This window comes from Paraglaciecola psychrophila 170 (genome assembly GCF_000347635.1).
In the GTDB taxonomy this organism is placed as follows: Bacteria; Pseudomonadota; Gammaproteobacteria; order Enterobacterales; family Alteromonadaceae; genus Paraglaciecola; species Paraglaciecola psychrophila.
This window is the reverse complement of sequence record NC_020514.1, coordinates 2,388,642-2,409,913: the sequence shown is the minus strand read 5'-3', so window position 1 is coordinate 2,409,913 and position 21,272 is coordinate 2,388,642. Positions and strand designations below refer to the sequence as shown.

Genomic DNA, 21,272 nt, shown 5'->3' with positions numbered 1-21,272 from the left:
TGCCAACTTATGTCATCTTCTACGCTAAAATTATGTCTTCCTTTACGTTAATAGTTACATCCGCCCCATTTTCGCAACAAAATGCTTACAGTGCCTATCGTTTTGCCCTTGCGACTGTGCAATCAAAACACAGTATTAATGGTATCTTTTTTTATCAAAGCGGTGCGCTAAATGGGTCTAACTTACAGATATCCCCATCTGATGAATTTGACTTATATGCAGCTTGGGGGAAACTCTCACAGGCATATCAGGTACCTCTTATGGTATGTGTTAGCGCCGCAAGCAAAAGGGGTATCACCACAGCTGAAGATGCTCGAGAGTCAGACAATCCGCATTTTAGCTTAACTGCACCTTTTACATCCGTCGGTTTAGGCGAGCTGGCTATATTGATAAGTAGCAGCGATAGGTTGATACAATTTTGAGCCACCTCTCAACATCGATTGCAATTATCAACACATCCCCCCCTTATGGCTCTTCAGGCGGCCAAGAAAGCTTAGATATGGCTTTAGCCTTGAGTAACTTTGCCCAAAACGTGAGTGTGTTTTTTATCGAAGATGGGGTATTACAACTATTGGTACCTCAAAATCCAACAGTCATTGACGCCAAAGCTTATTATAAAACATTTGCTGCACTAGAGTTTTATGACATAGAAAACATCTACGTATGCAAACAAAGCCTATTGCAAAGAGGCATTGAGGCATCACAGTTATGCATTCCTGTGACATTAATAGAGTATGAAGACATGTCCAAACTTTTATCCAAACAACAACACGTTATGAGTTTTTAATGATTTTACACAAAATTTCTACGAGCCCATTTACTCATCTAGCGTTACAACATTGTTTACAGCGAATAGATGAGATAGACGCACTGCTACTGACACAAGATGCAGTGTATGCTGTTATGCATCAAACCTTGAATTCCAAGCTCGCAGAGTTAGATTCAGTGTTTGTGCTTAAAGAAGATGCAGAAGCTCGAGGGGTACACGTGAAAAGTAATCATATTCAGCTTATTAGCTATGCAGAATTTGTTGATCTCAGTTTAGAATATGAAAAAGTCATGAGTTGGTAGAGTTAGATGGAATATTATTTTGAAGTTGCAGGTAAAACTATTGCTACCGACAAAGCTGGATATTTACTAAATATCGAAGACTGGCAAGCAGAATTTGCACCCGCATTAGCGCAAACCGAGAACATTGATCTGACTGATAATCACTGGGAAGTCGTCAATTTTGTGCGTCAGTTTTATCTTGAGTTTAATACTAGCCCAGCGATGCGGGCCTTAGTAAAAGCAATGGCTAATGAATTTGGTCCAGAAAAAGGCAATAGCCGATATTTATTTAAATTATTTCCAAAAGGCCCAGCCAAACAAGCAACAAAAATAGCAGGACTTCCTAAACCTGCTAAGTGTTTGTAATCGAACCATAAAAACAGCAGCTAAAAATAAGATCCCACAGCTAAAACAAGGGTGTTAGTTGGTGATTTTCTTAATTTAATATGAGCGTTAATCAATATATTCACTTAATTTGACTACGACATAGTTAAATTTTATATAGGTAAGAATGGTGTTTTACCTAAAAACGAAAAGCACGCTTCGCGCCATCATCCCGCGCTGCGTCCGCATGATAGTTTTGACTTGAATCCCTTCTAGCCAGTTACTCTTTTTCAACAGCAAAAAAGAGTAACTAAAAAATACCGCTCGCTCCTAAAGTTCTTAACCGCACAAAAAGGCTTATTTTAGGGCGCCAACCGCGTTGTCGTTCCAAATGTGTCCCCCCAACTTCCACTCAAATGGCATCCCGCGCGGCGTTCGCATGCCATTTTCCCCAAAATAAACCTTTTTGTGCTGAAACTTAAAATCCGGGAAAGGTACTGGCGGAGCCACCATAGATTGAAATTAGTGCGTGAGAACGGCTCTTTTTGAATAAATTGTTATCGTGGCTTTCCTGTTGGTCGCTTAAATTGGCTAGAACTTAGTACCCGCAATCTGATAAAAAGTAAACTGGTTAAATTTTAACAATTATATTAAAATAATAAGTATAGTTTGAGCGAGGTAAAATTATTGTCGCATTAGCACAAACAATAGAGCATCTTATTGAAGAGCAAGTTAATGATGGATCAGCACATTCTGAAATTGAAGCAGAACAAATGATTATCTCAGTTGTGGCTGAACGTGTTATTGATAGAAAAATAGCAAAATCCCAAGAGCAAGTGCGTAATGGACAATATTCAGAATTTAATGATGAATTTATGACAAACTTACTTGCTCAAGCAAAAACTCGACATAGTGTTTGACCTAGCGTTTAGGGCTAGTTTGTTATAGTGCAATATTTTACAGTTAATATTTCTGAGGGTGCGAAACAAGATTTAGAAAACATATTTGATTATATATTCAACAATAGTAAAATTTCAGTATAGCAAGTAACTTTGTACTAAAACTTAATAAAGCACTTGTAAAATCGTTATCATTTTCTCCAACAAATCACCCCATATATAAAAATAAAATTCGCAAATTTGTATACCCTCAAAATACAAATTATGTAGCATACTTTGAAATATTTGATGAAACAAAAGAAGTGATAATTCATATTATTACCGATACAAAACAATACACTCGGTATATGAATTTATCGTGATAAATCTATTTTTAAAAGTATAGTATTTTTACTTTCTTCACACGTTTCCCTTCGACTTAACCTCGGTCATGACGCTATCGACGCTATCTGAACAGTCACGTTAATTTCCCCCCAAACAAACATTTTGTACTGAAACGTTAAATGCGGAAAAACCGAGGCACAGCCGCGAGAGGTTGGAATTAATGAACAAAAATAGTTCATTATTATCGTGCGTGTCCTGTTAACTTTTGATCCATGAAGAACTACGGGCGAATGGCTAACTATCGTAACTATCTGGGTTAGAGTTACATAAAATATCTTACGATGGCTGTCCCAATAAGGTCGCGGGTTATATGCGCATAGTTTATTATCATCAGCTATGTCCAAATATGTTGGCATATATATCTTCAAATGATATTCCATGGGTGATAATTTAAAGTATATTCAAGTATTTTTTTTAATTGAAGCATTTGCACTAACTAACAAAGGTAAGAGACTATGAGGTTTGATAGCTGTGGACCAAATATTCCAGACAGTTTGCTCTTACGAAGTGATTCAGGTCGAGTCGTATTCCTATGTGGAGCCGGTGTTTCACTTCCATCAGGTATGCCAAGCTTTATAGACCTTACTAAATATGTGATAGATTATTTCGATCCACCTGAACAATCTGAGATAATGAGTTCGTTCCAACCATGGATAAATAATCCTTCCAGCTCAAACGTGCCCTTAGACCAAATTTTTAATCTACTTAACCTAGAATATGGCAAGGATGCCGTAAATGCTATAGTAACTGAACGTCTAGTAGCAACGGCAAAAGCAGACAGAGTTGGATATGAGCATGGCCTGATTAAAAAAATATCATCGAGTCCAAATGGCATCCCACAGATCGTCACAACTAATTTCGACCTTCTATTTGAAATTGACGATATTATTGATACTCATGTACCACCAGCCTTTCCTGACTTAGCTTTTGGAGCATCAATAGAGGGTATTACTTACTTACATGGGCGGCTCACGAATAAAGAAGCAGAAAGCCACCAGTATGTTTTAAGTAGTGCAGATTTTGGAAGGGCATATCTATCGGAGGCATGGGCTACTAACTTTGTCAGACATCTTTTGGAAAGATATACGGTTGTTCTTGTAGGCTACCAAGCCGAAGATCCGCCAATTAAGTATCTCCTACAAGGCCTAAATCATGATGGTCAATATGACCGAACAAGGCTTTTTGCTTTCGACCAAGGAAAACCAGAAGAAATTGAAGCTAAGTGGCGCGATCGTGGCGTTACAGCAATCGCTTATCCCGACCACGCGAATCTATGGCAGACTCTGAAAGCATGGGCAGAGCGAGCGGAAAACCCCAGAGCTTGGCGTACTTCCGTTATTGAAATGACTGAAAAAGATCCAAAGACTTTAGATGCCCATCAGCGGGGTCAAGTAGCACATGTTCTGCGCACTATTCAAGGTGCTAAGTTATTCGAACAAGCGAAACCACCAGCCCACCCAGAGTGGATATGTGTTTTCGATGCGAATATTCGCTCAGCCAAAGTAGTTAGAGGGTATGGAGAGTCGACAGAAATATTCGACCCACAAATTGCCTATGGCTTAGACGATGATAAAAAGCATATAACAGATGAAGACTTTCAGCGAGGTCTAACTAACGACAACATACTAGTATGGCGCAATGAAGATGAAAATCCTAACGAAGCACACCGACTTGGTGGGCTGCAAGCAGCAGGACATGTGGCCATGCCGCCTAGGTTAGTACATTTAATCAGTTGGATTGGAAAGAATATTAATAGCCCTGTTTTGGCCTGGTGGACTATCAGGCAGAACGGTATTCATCCTCGGCTCCTTCAACATATTGAATGGCAGCTAGTACAGTTAGATAATCTAAATATCAAAGCTAGGAATATTTGGAACTTAGTCATAGAACATCATAGAGAACCTCGTAATATTCAGTGGAATGGTGATTGGTTTGAACTGAAGAGACGCATTTCTATTGAAAGTTGGACCCCAAGCGTTTTGCGAGCATTTCGAAGAATTTGTAGTCCTAGAGTGAAAATCGAACCTCCTTATAATCTATCGGGTTCACGTCCTCCTAACCCAAATTGGGAAAATGTAACTCTGAGAGAGCTTGGACAGTTTGAGGTAAAGTTTCTGGATCGGCATGGTGAAGTTTTTGAAGTTCCTGACGATATGCTTGCTCAAGTTTTCGGCGAAATACAACAGGGTATGATGGCTACATCTGGCTTACTAACCGAAGTCGACACGGTTTATTTTAATACCCCTACATGCTACCCAAAGCGAGAAGTAGACGGAGATGAGCAGCATACAGATGATGAGGAAATGATGACACTTCTCGTCGAACTATTCGATAGATTAGCTGAGCATGCTCCTGAAATAGCCCTTGGGCATGTTCTAACATGGCCGAAGGAAGACAAGTACTTTTTCCGCAAACTTAGGCTGTATGCTCTGTCGAAACCTACTTTATTCTCGTCGAATGAATTGGCTAAACGACTACTAACTTTAAATCAATCTGACTTTTGGGACACAGACGTCTGTCGTGAGTTATTGTTCCTGCTAGTTGATAGGTGGAACGAATTCGCCGAGAACGAAAAGGCTAGTATAGGTAAACGTATACTGGCAGGTCCGGATAAGGCAGATTTTTGGTCTGACGAAGATTATCCCCGTATTCGTGACGAGTCAGCGGCTCGATATGCACGTTATATGGAGCTACAAGGATGCTCGTTGGTTAAAGCTCAAGGTACGCACCTCGTCGAAATTATAACAAGTTTTGATCGTTGGAATGATGCTTGGGCCACCTCGATAGTTATCAAGAATTGTACTACAGTTGGTTGGGTTGGAACTGATGAAACACCCGATACGGTGTTGGACGCTCCTGTCAACGAAGTTGTTACCAGAGTTAAAGAAGGCTCTAAGCGAGAATTTGGTAGCTTTACAGAAAAGCGTCCTTTCATCGGGCTTGTTAAAGCTAAACCTCGCAAAGCCTTGTTAGCTCTGAGCATTGCGGCAAAAGAAAACAACTACCCTTCCGATTTATGGTCTTCATTGATTAACAATATACCAAACGAAATATCAAAACGGATCAAATACGTATTCTTAACTCGATTGACACTTTTGCCTCAATTGATAGTTAAAGAGATGCGCTATGATTTAGGGCGTTGGATAAAAGTAAACCTTCTTAGTATTATTACTTTCGATAATGATTTGGGATGGACGGTATTTGATCATATCGTCGATAGTCTTTTAAAAGAAGGTCCTGAAGCTACAACTAGCAGTATTGGAGACGTTCGTCGAGGTAGAGAAGTTATACAGCAATCTCGCCGCACATACAGCCATGCTATCAATGGACCATTGGGTATGTGTGCAGAAGCCCTTTTTAGCGCAGTCCCTGGCGAAAAACAAGAGGCAGGTTCTTTGTTACCCAAGCATATCAAGACAAGACTTGAGCAGCTTTTCGCGACTGTCGGTGAAGGTTCAGATCACGCTATTTCGGTAACAACTAGAAAGCTAAATTGGTTGATGCACGTTGACCCACAATGGGTTGAAGATCGTCTAATTCCTATACTGAATTTCAAACATACTGCGGCAGAAGCTTCTTGGAATGGTTTTTTGCACAGTCGGAATGTCCCCAGTTCAACACTTGCTTGTTTAATTAAACCACTCTTGCTGGATTTGATCCCATGGATTTACCAGCAACAATGGGACCGTGACCTTTCCAAGGTGGCTTCACAATGGCTCGGCTTTATGAGTATATTTAGAAGCGAACAAGCTGACGGGCTAACGAAGAAGGAAATGCGCAAGATGTTGCGAAGCATGTCTGATGATACTCGCAATGACTTCATTTTCTGGTTGGGTAAGGTTGGCCAGAAAAATGATGATGGCTGGCACAAGTTGATAGTCCCTTTCATAAATCATGTTTGGCCACTAGAACGTACCTTTCGCACAGAGTCCTCAACGAAATCATGGATAGGCCTTCTTGATGATACAGGAATGAGCTTTCCAGCAACGTATAGGACCGTAAAAAAATTCTTAGTTCCTATGGAAACTGAGCAGCATCCGTTCTATAGGTTCACTCGCGAATACGATGCTCAAACTCCACTTTCTGCTCAATTTCCAGAAGATGTATTGGACTTGGTTAACGTAGTGACACCGAATTCGTCAACACGATCTAGCTATGATTTACCGAAGATATTAACTGTAATTATAGAGACAGATCCTGAACTTGCGTCAGATCATCGATACTTACGGCTGATTGACTTGGTTGAACGAAGTTGATTAATGTCTAATAATGGCTAAACAGACGCATTAGTGAAAAAACGCTAAGCGGCATTTTGGGTGGCTATCAACCAACATAATGCAGTTTCAAGCTATAAACTGAGCATTTATAGAGACACCCATCGCAATTTCACACAAGATAACGAATTCAAAATTGAAAAATGAAAAAGTCATAAAACTTTTTGTCGGCTTGGCCGATGCTTTTAGTCTTTTGACCTACCCCTGACTGAATGCTCGCCACTAATTTTCTCATTTTTGTAGGTCAATCGCATGGATAGGCGATTGAGAAATAGCTCGTCTGGAACGAATTATTTCGACCTGCAAAAATAATAAAATTAGTGGAAGAAGAGCATTGTTTGGAGGGCGGCATTTTTTGCTTACTTTTTGCTGCTGTTGGCAAAAAGTAAGTCGCATAGAAGGGATTCTATGTGAAAAACGTCATGCGGACGCCGCGCGGGATGACGGTAAGCGAAGCGCATGCATTAAAGCTTGAAAATTGTATAACCTGCGAGTTCAGCTTCGTTAACACCACTATTTTGAATCAACAACAAAAAAAGGTGAGCCAAAACTCACCTTTCCCAATTCAAATAAAATCCAACCTACTAGCCAATTTTTTGCAATCCCCCCATATAAGACTGCAATACTGATGGTACAGTCACTGAACCATCAGCTTGTTGATAGTTCTCTAAAATAGCCACTAAAGTACGACCCACAGCTAAACCAGAGCCATTAAGAGTATGCAATAACTCAGGTTTGCTACCCTGTTCTGAACGAAAGCGTGCTTGCATTCTGCGGGCTTGGAAGTCCAACATATTTGAGCATGAAGATATTTCACGATAGGTCTTTTGTGCAGGGATCCATACTTCAAGATCATAGGTTTTACAGGCACCAAAGCCCATATCACCAGTACATAACAACATTTTACGATAAGGTAATTCAAGTAATTGCAGCACCTTCTCAGCATGTTGGTTAATTCTTCTAATGCATCAAAAGAAGTATCAGGTGTCACTAGTTTCACCAATTCTACTTTTTCAAACTGATGCAAACGGATCAGGCCTCGTGTATCACGGCCATGGGATCCTGCTTCACTGCGAAAACATGGGCTAAAAGCCGTCATTTTTAGCGGTAAATCTTTAATTGCGTAGATTTCGTCACGGGCAATATTTGCCAATGGCACTTCAGATGTGGGGATAAGTGATAACCCCTGCCCTTCTTCAGTGACAGGTTTAGTATGAAATGAGTCACCCATAAATTTAGGGAATTGGCCTGTACCTGTCATGCTTTCTTGATTGACCAATAAAGGTACATTGGTTTCTTCGTAGCCGTGTTCTTGGGTATGTAGATCCAACATCGCCACTAACAGGACAGCCATGATAATTTACTCAATTTACAAAAAACGTTCTTTCCTACTAACGCCAATATCCCAAGCCTCCGCCATTGTTCCCGCATTTAAAGTTTCAGCACAAAAAGGCTATTTTAGGGGCAAATGGCAAGCGGACGCCGCGCGGGATGCCACTTGAGTGGAAGTTGGAGGGACACATTTGGAACGACGCTAAAATAAGCCTTTTTGTGCGGTTAAGAACTTTAGTGGCGAGCGGCCTTTTTTGCCTACTTTTTTTGGCTGCAGCAAAAAAGTAGGTCGTAAAGCAGGGATGCTTTTTGAAAAAAGGCAAGGATGCCGTGTGCGAAGCACATAAGTGAACGAAGTGAATCATAAACCTAAAAACAAAAAAGGTGAGCCAAAGCTCACCTTCCCAAACTCAAATAAAACCCTCTAGCCTATCTTCTCCAAACCACCCATATAAGACTGCAACACTGTAGGCACAGTCACAGAACCATCGGCTTGCTGATTGTTCTCTAAAATAGCAACAAGAGTACGCCCTACAGCTAATCCAGAACCATTAAGAGTATGCAATAACTCAGGTTTATCACCTTGAGCACCACGAAAGCGCGCTTGCATTCTGCGTGCTTGGAAGTCCAACATATTAGAACATGAAGATATTTCGCGATAAGTATCCTGAGCAGGCAACCACACTTCTAAGTCATAGGTTTTACAGGCACCAAAGCCCATATCACCAGTACATAACAACATTTTGCGATAAGGTAATTCAAGTAACTGAAGCACCTTTTCAGCATGTTGGGTTAGCTCTTCTAGTGCAACAAATGAGGTCGAAGGTACGACTAACTGTACCAACTCCACTTTTTCAAACTGGTGTAAACGGATAAGTCCACGGGTATCTCGACCATGTGAGCCTGCTTCACTTCTAAAACAGGGACTAAAAGCCGTCATTTTTAACGGCAAATCTTTTATGCTATAGATTTCGTCGCGAGCAATATTAGCCAAGGGTACTTCTGATGTGGGTATGAGTGATAAACCCTGCCCTTCTTCTGTAGCGGGTTTGGTGTGAAAAGAATCCCCTTCAAATTTAGGAAATTGACCTGTGCCTGTCATGCTTTCATGATTGACTAATAAAGGTACGTTAGTTTCTTCGTAGCCATGTTCTTGGGTATGTAAGTCCAACATAAACTGAGCAATAGCACGATTAAGACGAGCAACCTGTCCACGCATCACCACAAAACGTGCGCCAGCCAGTTTTGAACCCGCATCAAAATCGACACCTTTGCTTAGGTTTGCACCTATGTCTACGTGATCTTTTATCTCAAAATCGAATTCACGCGGCGTGCCCCAACGGCTGATTTCAACGTTGTCATTTTCATCTTCACCTTGAGGAACTGAGTCGTCAGGTAAATTGGGGATAATTTGTGACTTAGAGGCAATTTCTTCTAACAACTCTGACAATTCCACTTTTGCAGAATCTAGTTCATCACCTAACTTGCCCACTTCTGCCAAAAGAGGCTGAATATCTTCGCCTGAAGCTTTAGCTTTACCAATAGATTTAGAACGTACATTGCGTTCATTTTGTAATTCTTGGGTCTTAATCTGTAATGACTTGCGCTTTTCTTCAAATTCTATAAAGGAATTTACGTCTAATTCAAACCCTCTTCTTTTAAGTTTTTCTGCAGTCTGTTGAATATCGCCACGTAAACATTTTGGATCTAACATTGTGTTTTATCTAACCTTTCACTAATTGAGTGCCTAACCATGCTGCAAATAAACAGCATAATATGTTTAAAATTACGTTAATTGCGGCTTTGAACCACAAGCCCTGTTGAAAGAGCATTAACGTGTCTACTGAGAATGTGGAAAATGTGGTGAGTGCACCAAGAAAACCAATTCCGATTGTTGTGCGCCATAGGGCAGCTTCTAATTGACCATGCTCCAGTAAAGAATACAAAAAACCCAGTAAAAATGAACCAACAATATTGACTAGAAGTGTACCAAAGGGAAAGCCTTTGCCAAACCATTGAAGCATCAGTTGTGAAAGAAAATAGCGCAAACAAGCTCCAGTTGCCCCACCTAGTGCGATAAAGATATACACCGTTGCTGTATGCATATTATTTGTACCTTTGTTCTGTGCTGTGTAAATCGAGTTCTTTTAAAAAGTTTAATTTTTCTTGCAGCTTTTTTTCTAAGCCACGGGAGCTAGGTTGATAATATTGAGTGTCGCGCAGGTCTTTGGGAAAATAGTTTTCTCCAGCTGCGTAAGCATGAACTTCATTATGGGCATAACGGTATTCTTTTCCATAACCTAAGTCTTTCATCAGGCTAGTCGGAGCATTTCTTAAATGTTCTGGCACCGCAGAATCAGGTGTATCTTTGGCGTGTTGTACAGCGGCATTAAACGCCAGATAAACCGCATTACTTTTTGCTGCACTCGCACAATAGAGGGTTGCTTGCGCAATCGCCCTTTCACCTTCTGCAGGTCCAACACGCTGAAATATATCCCATGCGTTGAGGCATATTTGCATCGCCCTAGGATCAGCGTTACCAATGTCTTCTGTGGAAATTGCCAATAGACGACGAGCAACATAAAGTGGGTCGCATCCGGCTACTAACATACGTGCGTACCAATACAATGCAGCATCAGGTGCGGAGCCACGTACCGACTTATGAAAAGCAGATATTAAATCGTAAAACTGATCACCATTTTTATCATATTGTGCAACTTTTTCGCCTACTGCGAGTTTTACCATGTCTACGCTGATTATTTTGTCTATAGAGTCTGTTGGTAAAAAGTCAGCGCTGAGCTCTAAGTAATTTAACAAACGTCTTGCGTCACCTGCAGCCATATCAATCAACATTGACTTTGCATAGTCATCTAAAGTAATACCGGTAAGTCCTAAACCACGCTCTTTATCGGTTAACGCTTGAGTAATGACGTCACTGAGATCTTCAACGCTCAAGCCTTTAAGGACATATACCCTAGCTCTGGATAACAAAGCATTGTTGAGTTCGAAAGAAGGGTTTTCAGTGGTCGCACCAATAAACGTCACTGTGCCGTCTTCGATGTAAGGTAAAAAAGCATCTTGCTGACTTTTATTAAAACGGTGTACTTCGTCTACAAACAAAATGGTCCGCTGGCGATGATGACTCGCATAATGTTTAGCGTTGTCTATGGCTTGACGAATATCTTTAACCCCGCTACTGACAGCTGATAATCGTTCAATATGGGCTTGGCAATGGTTGGCAACCAACTCAGCTAACGTGGTTTTACCTGTGCCTGGTGGGCCCCACAAGATCATCGAATGACATTGACCACGCAATAGTGCGGCTCTTAGAGGCTTATCTGGACCAATAATATGTTGCTGACCAAAATATTGGTCAATCACTTGAGGACGCATACGAGCCGCTAGCGGTGCGAACTGAGCAACCGAGTCGTTATTCTCTACAAAGTCAAATTCTGCGGTCATAGTGAGCGCTGATCGTCCAACTCATAACCATCAGGCATGACAAAGATAAAAGTATCAGTAGGTAATGAATGATTTTGTTTTATTTCGGAGAACAACAGCAAACTCTTTTGTTGCTGTCCATCTTGGCTTTCAAGCTCGACTAAGGTGTCACCTTTAAATACCAAACGTAATGATTCGATACCGCCTTTAAGCTCACGTGGCGTAATAATAAATTGGCTAGCTGATTGACTCACCTCAAACTCTTGCCATTGACTGCTATCAGGGTTAGTTAATAAAATCAGCGGATTATTTTCAAGTGCAGAGTCAGCAGCGTAAACCACAACTTGTTCTAAAAAGGGGTCAATATTCCAAATGTTTTCACCATCAGCCAATAGCACACTTTCGTTAGGTTCAAACAACTCCCAATATAACTTGTTAGGTTGTTGGAGCACGATCCGCCCAGTGGCTTGCTGCAGCAATGTATTTTCAATATCGACCACAGTTTGCGTAAAATAGGCTTCATAGGTTGCAAGCTTAGCCAGCTTGATTTTTAGATGCTGTTTGGCATCCATATCCGTTGCTAAGGCAAAGGTACTGTTTAGTAAAACTACGCTAAATAAAATCAGCTTTTTGAGCCGGTATAATTTGTTCATTTATTATTACTTCTTGTAGGGTTAATCTCTAGGAGCAGCAGCAGCCAATACTTCACGATTGCCATTATGCCCAGGTGAAGTTACGACGCCGCTTTGTTCCATTTGTTCAACCAGTCTTGCTGCGCGATTGTAACCAATTCTGAATTTTCGCTGTACGCCAGATACCGATGCCCGTCTACTCTCTGTCACAAAGGCTACTGCTTCATCATAAAACACATCATATTCTTGATCGGCATCTTCTGACTGTTCACCTGGTAAAAGGATCTCTGTATTCGCATCACCGTTTAAAATCTCATCTATATATTGCGGTGCACCGCGCTTTTTCCAATCAGCGACCACAGCATGCACTTCATGATCATCCACAAATGCACCATGAATTCTAGTCGGCACACCTGTTCCTGGAGGTAAATACAACATATCCCCTGCCCCTAACAATGCCTCTGCCCCACCCTGATCGAGGATAGTCCGAGAATCAATTTTAGAGGATACCTGAAACGCAATACGGGTTGGAATGTTAGCTTTAATCAAACCGGTAATCACATCAACAGAAGGTCTTTGCGTTGCAAGCACTAGATGAATACCAGCAGCACGCGCTTTTTGGGCAATACGCGCAATTAACTCTTCGACTTTTTTACCTACAATCATCATCATGTCGGCAAATTCATCCACCACTACGACTATCGCAGGCAGTTTCGCTAAAAAAGGAGCCACTGTTTCCATGCTTTCTTCAGACTTCCATAATGGGTCGCGAATAGGCTCTCCCGCTTCAATCGCATTCAATACTTTGGTGTTATAGCCTTTTAGATTCCTGACCCCAAGGGAAGACATCAATTTGTAACGTCGTTCCATCTCACCCACACACCAACGCAGTGCATTGGCAGCTTCTTTCATGTCGGTGACAACTTCAGTTAACAAATGAGGAATACCTTCATAAACCGATAATTCCAACATTTTGGGATCAATCATGATCATCCGCACATCTTCAGGTGTAGATTTGTATAACAGGCTAAGGATCATAACGTTAACACCCACCGACTTACCAGAGCCGGTGGTACCCGCAACTAAAAGGTGAGGCATTTTCGCCAGATCTACCACCACAGGTTTACCCGAGATATCCGCGCCTAACACCATCGTCAGTGGTGACTCAGAAGCTTGAAACACATCGGCGCTTATTACTTCGCTTAAACGCACCATGTCGCGTTTTTTATTTGGCAGTTCTAAACCAATAACAGATTTACCAGGAATAACTTCAACCACACGCACCGAAATAGCGGACATAGAGCGAGCCAAATCTTTTGATAAAGTCGTAATTTTACTGACCTTTACACCCGGCGCTAAATCCATTTCAAAGCGTGTGATAACAGGACCAGGATATACTCCTACCACTCTGGCTTCGATATTAAAATCAGCTAGTTTGGCTTCGAGCAAACGCGACACAATTTCTAATTCTTCTGGTGTAATGGGGTTTTTAATTTTATCTGCGCGTTCTAACAAATCGAAAGACGGCATTGGTCCTTGTTCTTTAGCAGCACCTAAATCGGATACAGGTTCTGGTTCTGGTTCTGATTCGGCCTCTGTCATGACCGGCTCTACTTTCGGAGAATTCCTCGAAAGACTAATCTTCCTTTTTAACTCACTGATGGAAACAGGGCTTTTCTTTACAGGCGGGGGTTCATCTAAAATACTTTGCGGCACAACAGGCTCAACTGAATATACCTCGTCGTTTTGTGGATCATAGCTACTATTTTTGGTCTCACTGCCCCAAAAGTTATCATCAACATTAGCTATAGTAGCCGGCTCAGGCTCTGCTTTTTTAAAGGGTAAAAGCAGATGAGAAGATCCTTTGAATTTAGCGGGGGTGTGATAAATGTAACGACTAATGTAAATTGTCCACTCGCCAATTTTGTCAACAATCACAACCCATGAAATACCACTTAAAAGTGTAAAACCGGTGCAAAAAAAACATAATAATAAAAGTGTCGTACCTACCAAACTAAAATAGGGGATTAATGACGAACTCAACACGTCACCGACCATACCGCCAGAAGTATAGTTATGGATGTCTTCTACATTCAGACTTAACAAACCAGTCGCACCTAATACTAGTAAAATTACGCCTATCAGTCGAAGTCCAATGGTCAGATAATCTATCTCTAATAACGTTTTAGTTTGTTGAAATAAAAACCACCCCAAAAACGCGCAACAAAAAGGCAAGCTATACGCGAAGGATCCCAGAATAAAAAACAAAATATCTGCAAACCAAGCCCCTATTGGCCCTACCCAGTTATGTACGTTACTTTGCAATCCAGCTTGACTCCAACCTGGATCCGCAGGATGAAAAGAAGCCATAGCTAATAATAGAAAAAACGCGAAGACACAGCTGATAATCATGCCTACCTCCATAATTCTTTGAATGCCTGTGAGTCTCGCCATAGTGTCTATTATCGTTATATGTAACTAGGATTCTAGGTCCTATTAAAATTCATGTGTATAAGATAACAGTGCAGTCCTAAAAATCCTAGTTTGCTGGTACTTACCGCTCGCAAATCAATCAATACTGGGTAAGAAATGTTATCTCAGGCTTATTTTGACTTGAGTCGACTCCTTTATCTCCTCCATGACCACATAAGTTCGAGACTCACTCACTCCCGGTAAACGTAATAAGGTATCACCAAGTAACTTTCGATAACTGGACATATCCGCAACTCTGGCCTTAAGCAAAAAATCGAAATTACCTGAAACTAAATGACATTCTTGAATATCTTCATGTTTACGCACCGCAGTAGAAAATTCTTCAAATATGTCTACAGATGTTTTTGTTAAGGTAATTTCTACAAAAACTAACATGGCTGCGCCTAGCAATGAAGGATCAACTCGAGCATGATAACCTGTAATATAACCTTGGGTCTCTAACCTCTTAACCCTTTCTAAACATGGGCTAGCGCTCAAACCTATTTTATTAGCAAGCTCCGAATTAGTGATTTTTCCATTTTTTTGCAACTCAATAAGAATATTTCTATCGATCCTATCAATATGTTTAGGGGTTTTTATTAACATAGAATATTTTGCTAAATAGTTATTTTACAGAATAATATGCTTTTGAATGTCAGAATACAAAACAACTTACTTCTAATATTAATTTATAATTTGCTCCTAAAATATTTGTAATTGGAATGAGTCATGTTGATCGGTGTACCAAAAGAAATTAAGAATCATGAATATAGAGTGGGCTTGACCCCTGCTGCAGTCAAAGAGTTTGTGCAGCACTCACATCAAGTATGGGTTGAAACCCAAGCTGGCCATTCTATTGGTTTTACCGATGAACACTATATAGAAGCAGGTGCAGAGATAATTGATAGTGCAGCAAAAATCTTCGCCAAAGCCGATATGATAGTGAAGGTAAAAGAGCCCCAGGCAAATGAATGTAAGATGTTACGTCCGGGTCAGACCTTATATACCTATCTGCACTTGGCGCCAGATCCCATACAAACTCAATTATTAGTCGAATCAGGCGCAACCTGTATTGCTTATGAAACCGTTACTGATAATAGAAATACCCTGCCGCTTTTAGCGCCTATGAGTGAAGTAGCAGGAAGAATGTCAGTACAAGCCGGAGCACATTATTTAGAGAAAGCTCAAGGCGGAAGCGGTACCCTATTGGGTGGTGTGCCTGGTGTGGCTCCAGGTAAGGTAGTGGTCATAGGTGGTGGAGTTGTGGGTTTAAACGCAGCCAAAATGGCAATGGGCATAGGTGCGGATGTGACTATTTTAGACAGGTCACTGAATCGTTTGCGTGAACTAGATGATATTTTTGAAGGCAGACTCGCAACAGTTTTTTCAACCGCAGAAAGCATCGAATATTACACTTCCAGAGCAGACCTAGTAATTGGCGCAGTATTAGTGCCGGGTGCTGCAGCACCTAAACTGCTAAATCGTGAACATATCAAAAAGATGAAACCAGGATCGGTCGTAGTAGATGTTGCTATTGATCAAGGTGGATGTTTTGAAACATCAAGAGCCACCACACACCAAGATCCCGTTTATATCATAGATGACGTTGTTCATTATTGTGTCGCTAATATGCCAGGTGGTGTCGCTCGGACATCAACTATGGCACTCAATAACGCCACGCTACCTTTTGGTCTAGCCTTAGCGAATAAAGGCCCTAAACAGGCCATGTTAGATGACCCTCATTTATTAAACGGTCTTAATGTGCATCAAGGTAAAGTCACTTACAAAGCAGTTGTTGACGCTTTAGGTAAAGAACTAAATCTTGAGTATATGGATGCTAAAACAGCGTTAGAAACTCTTTAATACGATTAAGGCTCTTTAACAGGTTGAGGACTCTTAATTCGTTGAAGACTCTTAATTCGTTGAAGACTCTTAAACAGGTTGAAGACTCTATAAAATTATTGAGTTATTGATCTCAATTATGGTGTTAATTGGGTCGGCTGATTGGGTAATCGGTCGGCCTATCACTAAATAGTCAGAGCCGGCTTGCATCGCTTCTTTGGGTGTCATCACTCGTATTTGGTCGCCTTTGGCTGAACCTTCTGGGCGGATACCTGGGGTGACTAATTTAAAATCCTTAGCAGTGCTTGGTTTAAGAAAGTGGGATTTAAGTAACTTAGACTCTTGCGCCGAGCACACTACCCCATCTAAATCACAGTCATACGTCAATTGAGCCAATTTCAATACTTGTTGCTCAGGTGTTGAATTAATACCAATAGCGCTTAATTGCTGTTGATCCATGCTAGTCAAGACTGTAACAGCAATCAAAAGTGGCTTGTTAACAGCATACTTATCTAAGCTTTCTCTGGCATAATCCATCATTTTAGGACCTCCAGAGGCGTGTACATTGACCATCCAAACACCTAAGTCTGCAGCTGCTTGGCAAGCTTTAGCGACGGTATTAGGAATATCATGAAATTTTAAGTCTAGAAAAACATCATAGTTTTTATTTACAAGGCTGGTCACAAAACTAGGCCCGAAATGAGTAAACATCTCTTTGCCCACTTTTAGTCTGCACAGTTTTGGGTCGAGTTTGTCAATAAAAGCTTCAGCATTGCTTATTTGATCAAAATCAAGAGCCACTACAATTTTCGGATCTGATTTAATATTTGTCACGGTCTTGTTTTTCAAATTACTCTCCGTCTAAACCTTTAATAGGTTTAACCACACCCCATTTTTTACATGAAGGGCAAAGCCAGTGAATTTTACTTCCAGCAAAACCACAGCCATGACATTTGTATTTAGGGCGTTGTTGTATTTGTTCTTCTACTAATTCTTTTAGCAACACTAAACTATTAGTCGATTGCTCGTGATCTTGTAAATTAATGTACAATCCCATTAGGGTTTTGAAACCTTTCATAGTGGGATGTTTTTTCAGTTGTTCTAACAATACTTGTGCTGCATTTTCTACTTCGCCGTCTTTTGCCATAAGTTTGACTTTAGCCAAGTAGGCAGTAGCGCATTGTTGCCAGTATTCGTCTAATACTTTGTTCAGTTTTGTATGATCATTCAGTTGCTCGGCACACACCTCAATTAAAGGAACGGCCTCACTTAACCAATTTACATCACGACTAGGAATTTGACTTAAACAATCGATAGCTTCATCGTATTTTTGTTGTTGCATGGCAATTTCACCTAGCAACAGCCACGGACGTACCGATTTTTCGTCCGCAGCCACTGCCTTCATAAGATTCGCTTCTGCTTCTATTAGGTTGTTGTTCTTTATCTCAATACTTGCCTGCTCACAGTAAAAGTGTGCCACTCGAGTACAGAGTTCATCACTGTCACCACCCGCTCCAATCATTTGTTCAGCTAATTCAATGGCTCTTGACCACTCTTTGGTGGTTTGATAAATATTGAACAATTGAATTTGTGCATTAATAAAGTGTTTTTGGCTATTCAACAACTGCAAAAACGCGTTTTCTGCACGCTCTAAAAAACCAGCCAGAATGTAATCCCGACCCAATTCATATAAAGCAGATTCTCGTTGCAAAGCTGAAATTTGTTCTTTACTGACCAGATTTTGATGAACTCTAATAGCTCGGTCAAGCTCGCCGCGGTGCCTGAAAAATTTGCCCATTGCGATATGGGTTTCAACCGTATCGCTGTCCAAATCAATCATTTTTATTAAAGTATCAACTGCTTTATCTGGCTCATCAGAAAGTAAAAAATTTAAGCCTCGATAATAATGTTTGGCTAATATACTTGAGTGTCTTTGTTGCGCTTGACGGGCGCTGTTACGCCCCATCACCCAGCCATATCCAGCAGCAACTGGTAATAACAAAAAGAGGAGTTCTAACATTATGTAACGTTAGTGGGCTGTGAGTAGTTTTTTATTTTTGCGTTCTAAACTGCTGATACGCCACTTTAAACGCAGAATATAACCAATAAATATCAAAACTGAGAATAAAACGCCTAAAGAAAACGTCACAGCTAATAATACTGACATACGTATTTCTGTCTCAGCTAATATATAATTTATTGGTACTAGGTGACTGTTCTGTGAGCCAACAAACCCAGCAACAATAAGCATTAATAATACAAAGAGTAGTAACAATAATCCTTTAACTTTCATTTCGCCCCCTTTGGCTTGTCAAATCTAAAATGATAATGGTTGCTAGCGAGTCTTTGGTTACAACTTTGGTTACTCAATGTGTGTCTACATGATGAAGTGATATAACATTCTGGTAACTCTAACAAAAACGGCACCCTAATTGGAGTGCCGTTCTTAAAAATATTATTAAAAAATCAACTAACTAAACTCTCGTTGACTCTTTCTCGTAATTCTTTACCTGGTTTAAAATGTGGGACGTACTTACCGTCTAATTTCACAGTTTCACCAGTTTTAGGATTACGACCAACTCGTGGTGCACGATAATGCAAAGAAAAACTACCAAAACCTCTGATTTCTATACGCTCACCTTTTTGTAAAGTTTGCGCCATCTGTTCTAGCATTTCTTTTATCGATGACTCCACATCCTTGGAAGGAACCTGACGCATCTTATCGGCCAGTCTTTCTATAAGTTCTGACTTGGTCATTAATTAAACTCTCCGTCAATTAAAAAACTGTTATTACCGATAATAAACGTGTTGAGTTATTTGTCAAAACTATTCAAGTTTCAAAAAATAACTAACACGTTTGTGTATTACGTCAATTAGTCGCTTTTAGCAGCTTTAAATGCATCAGCGAAAGCGTTAGTGAAACCAACATCTTCTTGTTGATTCACTTTATCTAGCGCGTCTTTCTCATCTGCATGATCTTTCGCTTTAACAGATAAATTAACGATGCGATTCTTACGATCAACGCCCATAAACTTGGCTTCAATCTCAGTATCAACACTGACTACTGTAGTTGCATCTTCAACACGGTCACGAGCTAAGTCAGCTACACGGATATAACCTTCAACTTCATCACCAAGCTTAACTGTTACGCCTTTAGCGTCAACTGCCGTAACCATTCCAGTTACGATAGTGCCTTTCTTAGTATCAGTGATGTACTGATTGAAAGGGTCTTCTTCGATTTGTTTAACACCAAGAGAGATACGTTCACGCTCTGGGTCAACTTGAAGAACAACAGCAGATATTTCATCGCCTTTCTTATAGTCGCTAACAGCTTCTTCGCCAGTTTTGTTCCAAGAAATATCAGACAAGTGAACTAGACCATCTATGCCGCCATCAAGGCCAATGAAGATACCGAAATCAGTGATAGATTTGATTTTACCACTAACTTTGTCGCCTTTACTTTGTGCTTTAGCGAACTCTTCCCAAGGATTAGGTATACATTGTTTAAGGCCAAGAGAAATACGACGACGCTCTTCGTCAATTTCAAGTACCATAACTTCACATACGTCGCCAAGGTTGACCACTTTAGATGGGTGGATGTTCTTATTTGTCCAATCCATTTCTGAAACGTGAACCAAACCTTCAACACCGTCTTCGATCTCTACAAAACAACCGTAGTCAGTTAAGTTAGTTACAGCACCGCTTAATTTAGCGCCTTCAGGGTAACGGTTAGCAATTTCTTGCCAAGGATCGTTGCCCATCTGTTTCATACCAAGAGAAACACGAGATTTCTCTTTATCGAATTTCAATACTTTAACGTTGATTTCGTCACCAACATTAACGATTTCACTTGGGTGCTTAACACGTTTCCAAGCCATATCTGTGATGTGCAAAAGACCATCTACGCCACCTAAGTCAACAAACGCACCGTAATCGGTAAGGTTCTTAACGATACCTTTAACTTCATGACCTTCTTCAAGGTTAGCAAGAAGCGTATCACGTTCTGCACTGCTTTCTGCTTCGATAACAGCACGACGAGAAACAACAACGTTATTGCGTTTTGCATCTAGTTTGATAACTTTAAATTCTAACTCTTTACCTTCAAGATGAGTCGTATCGCGGACTGGACGTACATCGACTAAAGAACCTGGTAAGAAAGCACGAACTGTGTTTACTTCAACCGTAAAGCCACCTTTAACTTTACCGTTAATAACACCTATGATGGTTTCTTTTTCAGTGTAAGCTTTTTCTAATTCTACCCAAGCTTCGTGACGCTTCGCTTTCTCGCGAGATAAGATCGTTTCACCGAATCCATCTTCTATGGCATCCAAAGCAACATCAATTACATCGCCTACAACAACGTCTAGTTCGCCATCGGCGTTTCTAAACTGTTCTACAGGGATGGCACTTTCAGACTTAAGACCAGCATCAACAAGTACAATATCTTTGTCAATAGATACAATAGTACCTTTAACGATAGAGCCAGGACGGGTTTCAATTACTTTTAAACTTTCTTCAAATAGATCAGCAAAATTTTCAATCATAGTGTTTTAATATATTTCTTTTTGACATCCACGTTACAATCCAGTGAGCGCGGGGTTGTTATTCATAACCAAATCATC

18 protein-coding genes and 1 pseudogene are annotated in these 21,272 nt (G+C 40.6%); 7 read left to right on the top strand and 12 right to left on the bottom strand.

The genetic code is table 11. From position 1 onward, the window contains the following. The first annotated feature begins 32 nt into the window (after window positions 1–32). The 6 genes from tusD to C427_RS10515 all read left to right on the top strand — a co-directional run bounded on the left by tusD (window position 33) and on the right by C427_RS10515 (window position 6,913). Entirely contained in the window at window positions 33–422 is a 390-nt protein-coding gene (gene tusD, locus C427_RS10535) for a sulfurtransferase complex subunit TusD (protein ID WP_007637297.1), read from the top strand. Then, entirely contained in the window at window positions 419–787 is a 369-nt protein-coding gene (tusC, locus tag C427_RS10530) for a sulfurtransferase complex subunit TusC (protein ID WP_007637295.1), read from the top strand. The genes tusD and tusC overlap by 4 nt, the downstream gene beginning before the upstream one ends. Next, window positions 787–1,071: a sulfurtransferase complex subunit TusB gene (gene tusB, locus C427_RS10525; protein ID WP_007637292.1), complete on the top strand. Its 285-nt coding sequence runs from the start codon at window positions 787–789 to the stop codon at window positions 1,069–1,071. Before tusC ends, tusB begins: the two co-directional genes overlap by 1 nt. 6 nt (window positions 1,072–1,077) lie before the next feature. Further along, entirely contained in the window at window positions 1,078–1,416 is a 339-nt protein-coding gene (locus C427_RS10520) for a TusE/DsrC/DsvC family sulfur relay protein (protein WP_007637290.1), read from the top strand. A gap of 731 nt (window positions 1,417–2,147) precedes the next feature. After that, window positions 2,148–2,294 (top strand): hypothetical protein, encoded by a 147-nt coding sequence (locus C427_RS26385; protein ID WP_007637288.1) that lies wholly within the window; start codon window positions 2,148–2,150, stop codon window positions 2,292–2,294. A gap of 818 nt (window positions 2,295–3,112) precedes the next feature. Then, window positions 3,113–6,913: an SIR2 family protein gene (locus C427_RS10515; protein WP_007637286.1), complete on the top strand. Its 3,801-nt coding sequence runs from the start codon at window positions 3,113–3,115 to the stop codon at window positions 6,911–6,913. A 602-nt stretch (window positions 6,914–7,515) separates the two neighbouring features. Here the strand turns inward: C427_RS10515 and serS (C427_RS10510) are convergent. The 7 genes and pseudogenes from serS (C427_RS10510) to lrp form a co-directional block, all read right to left on the bottom strand. Continuing rightward, window positions 7,516–8,264: pseudogene (gene serS / locus C427_RS10510) on the bottom strand (serine--tRNA ligase); the annotation flags it as partial. A 423-nt stretch (window positions 8,265–8,687) separates the two neighbouring features. After that, window positions 8,688–9,977, bottom strand: coding sequence for a serine--tRNA ligase (gene serS, locus C427_RS10505; protein ID WP_007637281.1), 1,290 nt, complete (start codon window positions 9,975–9,977; stop codon window positions 8,688–8,690). A 10-nt stretch (window positions 9,978–9,987) separates the two neighbouring features. Continuing rightward, window positions 9,988–10,368: a fluoride efflux transporter CrcB gene (gene crcB, locus C427_RS10500; RefSeq protein WP_007637279.1), complete on the bottom strand. Its 381-nt coding sequence runs from the start codon at window positions 10,366–10,368 to the stop codon at window positions 9,988–9,990. A gap of 1 nt (window position 10,369) precedes the next feature. Beyond that, entirely contained in the window at window positions 10,370–11,725 is a 1,356-nt protein-coding gene (locus C427_RS10495) for a replication-associated recombination protein A (RefSeq protein WP_007637277.1), read from the bottom strand. Further along, window positions 11,722–12,357, bottom strand: coding sequence for an outer membrane lipoprotein chaperone LolA (lolA, locus tag C427_RS10490; protein ID WP_007637276.1), 636 nt, complete (start codon window positions 12,355–12,357; stop codon window positions 11,722–11,724). The genes C427_RS10495 and lolA overlap by 4 nt, the downstream gene beginning before the upstream one ends. 21 nt (window positions 12,358–12,378) lie before the next feature. Beyond that, on the bottom strand, window positions 12,379–14,790 hold the full coding sequence (locus C427_RS10485; protein ID WP_034899116.1) for a DNA translocase FtsK: 2,412 nt from the start codon (window positions 14,788–14,790) through the stop codon (window positions 12,379–12,381). Between the two features lie 138 nt (window positions 14,791–14,928). Continuing rightward, entirely contained in the window at window positions 14,929–15,414 is a 486-nt protein-coding gene (gene lrp / locus C427_RS10480; protein ID WP_007637274.1) for a leucine-responsive transcriptional regulator Lrp, read from the bottom strand. 123 nt (window positions 15,415–15,537) lie between these two features. Between lrp and ald the strand changes: the two genes are divergently transcribed. Continuing rightward, complete coding sequence (gene ald, locus C427_RS10475; protein ID WP_007637273.1) at window positions 15,538–16,671, top strand: alanine dehydrogenase; 1,134 nt, start codon at window positions 15,538–15,540, stop codon at window positions 16,669–16,671. A gap of 87 nt (window positions 16,672–16,758) precedes the next feature. Here the strand turns inward: ald and pyrF are convergent, their stop codons facing one another. The 5 genes from pyrF to rpsA all read right to left on the bottom strand — a co-directional run bounded on the left by pyrF (window position 16,759) and on the right by rpsA (window position 21,194). Continuing rightward, window positions 16,759–17,499 (bottom strand): orotidine-5'-phosphate decarboxylase, encoded by a 741-nt coding sequence (gene pyrF, locus C427_RS10470; RefSeq protein ID WP_007637272.1) that lies wholly within the window; start codon window positions 17,497–17,499, stop codon window positions 16,759–16,761. Between the two features lies 1 nt (window position 17,500). Next, window positions 17,501–18,670: a lipopolysaccharide assembly protein LapB gene (gene lapB / locus C427_RS10465; RefSeq protein ID WP_034899113.1), complete on the bottom strand. Its 1,170-nt coding sequence runs from the start codon at window positions 18,668–18,670 to the stop codon at window positions 17,501–17,503. Window positions 18,671–18,679: 9 nt separating this feature from the next. Further along, window positions 18,680–18,943: a LapA family protein gene (locus tag C427_RS10460; RefSeq protein WP_015430795.1), complete on the bottom strand. Its 264-nt coding sequence runs from the start codon at window positions 18,941–18,943 to the stop codon at window positions 18,680–18,682. A gap of 173 nt (window positions 18,944–19,116) precedes the next feature. After that, window positions 19,117–19,407 (bottom strand): integration host factor subunit beta, encoded by a 291-nt coding sequence (ihfB, locus tag C427_RS10455; protein ID WP_007637269.1) that lies wholly within the window; start codon window positions 19,405–19,407, stop codon window positions 19,117–19,119. Between the two features lie 116 nt (window positions 19,408–19,523). After that, window positions 19,524–21,194 carry a 30S ribosomal protein S1 gene (gene rpsA, locus C427_RS10450; RefSeq protein ID WP_007637266.1) on the bottom strand — a complete coding sequence of 557 codons (1,671 nt, stop codon included), beginning with the start codon at window positions 21,192–21,194 and terminating at the stop codon, window positions 19,524–19,526. Window positions 21,195–21,272: the final 78 nt, after the last annotated feature.

Coding starts and splice junctions, on each gene's coding strand:
- C427_RS10520 (WP_007637290.1), top strand. CDS start 1,078: ATGGAATATTATTTTGAAGTTGCAGGTAAAACTATTGCTACCGACAAA.
- C427_RS10495 (WP_007637277.1), bottom strand. CDS start 11,725: ATGACCGCAGAATTTGACTTTGTAGAGAATAACGACTCGGTTGCTCAG.
- C427_RS10485 (WP_034899116.1), bottom strand. CDS start 14,790: ATGGCGAGACTCACAGGCATTCAAAGAATTATGGAGGTAGGCATGATT.
- lapB (WP_034899113.1), bottom strand. CDS start 18,670: ATGTTAGAACTCCTCTTTTTGTTATTACCAGTTGCTGCTGGATATGGC.
- serS (WP_007637281.1), bottom strand. CDS start 9,977: ATGTTAGATCCAAAATGTTTACGTGGCGATATTCAACAGACTGCAGAA.
- lolA (WP_007637276.1), bottom strand. CDS start 12,357: ATGAACAAATTATACCGGCTCAAAAAGCTGATTTTATTTAGCGTAGTT.
- C427_RS10515 (WP_007637286.1), top strand. CDS start 3,113: ATGAGGTTTGATAGCTGTGGACCAAATATTCCAGACAGTTTGCTCTTA.
- rpsA (WP_007637266.1), bottom strand. CDS start 21,194: ATGATTGAAAATTTTGCTGATCTATTTGAAGAAAGTTTAAAAGTAATT.
- ald (WP_007637273.1), top strand. CDS start 15,538: ATGTTGATCGGTGTACCAAAAGAAATTAAGAATCATGAATATAGAGTG.
- lrp (WP_007637274.1), bottom strand. CDS start 15,414: ATGTTAATAAAAACCCCTAAACATATTGATAGGATCGATAGAAATATT.
- crcB (WP_007637279.1), bottom strand. CDS start 10,368: ATGCATACAGCAACGGTGTATATCTTTATCGCACTAGGTGGGGCAACT.
- tusD (WP_007637297.1), top strand. CDS start 33: ATGTCTTCCTTTACGTTAATAGTTACATCCGCCCCATTTTCGCAACAA.
- C427_RS26385 (WP_007637288.1), top strand. CDS start 2,148: ATGATTATCTCAGTTGTGGCTGAACGTGTTATTGATAGAAAAATAGCA.
- tusB (WP_007637292.1), top strand. CDS start 787: ATGATTTTACACAAAATTTCTACGAGCCCATTTACTCATCTAGCGTTA.
- ihfB (WP_007637269.1), bottom strand. CDS start 19,407: ATGACCAAGTCAGAACTTATAGAAAGACTGGCCGATAAGATGCGTCAG.
- C427_RS10460 (WP_015430795.1), bottom strand. CDS start 18,943: ATGAAAGTTAAAGGATTATTGTTACTACTCTTTGTATTATTAATGCTT.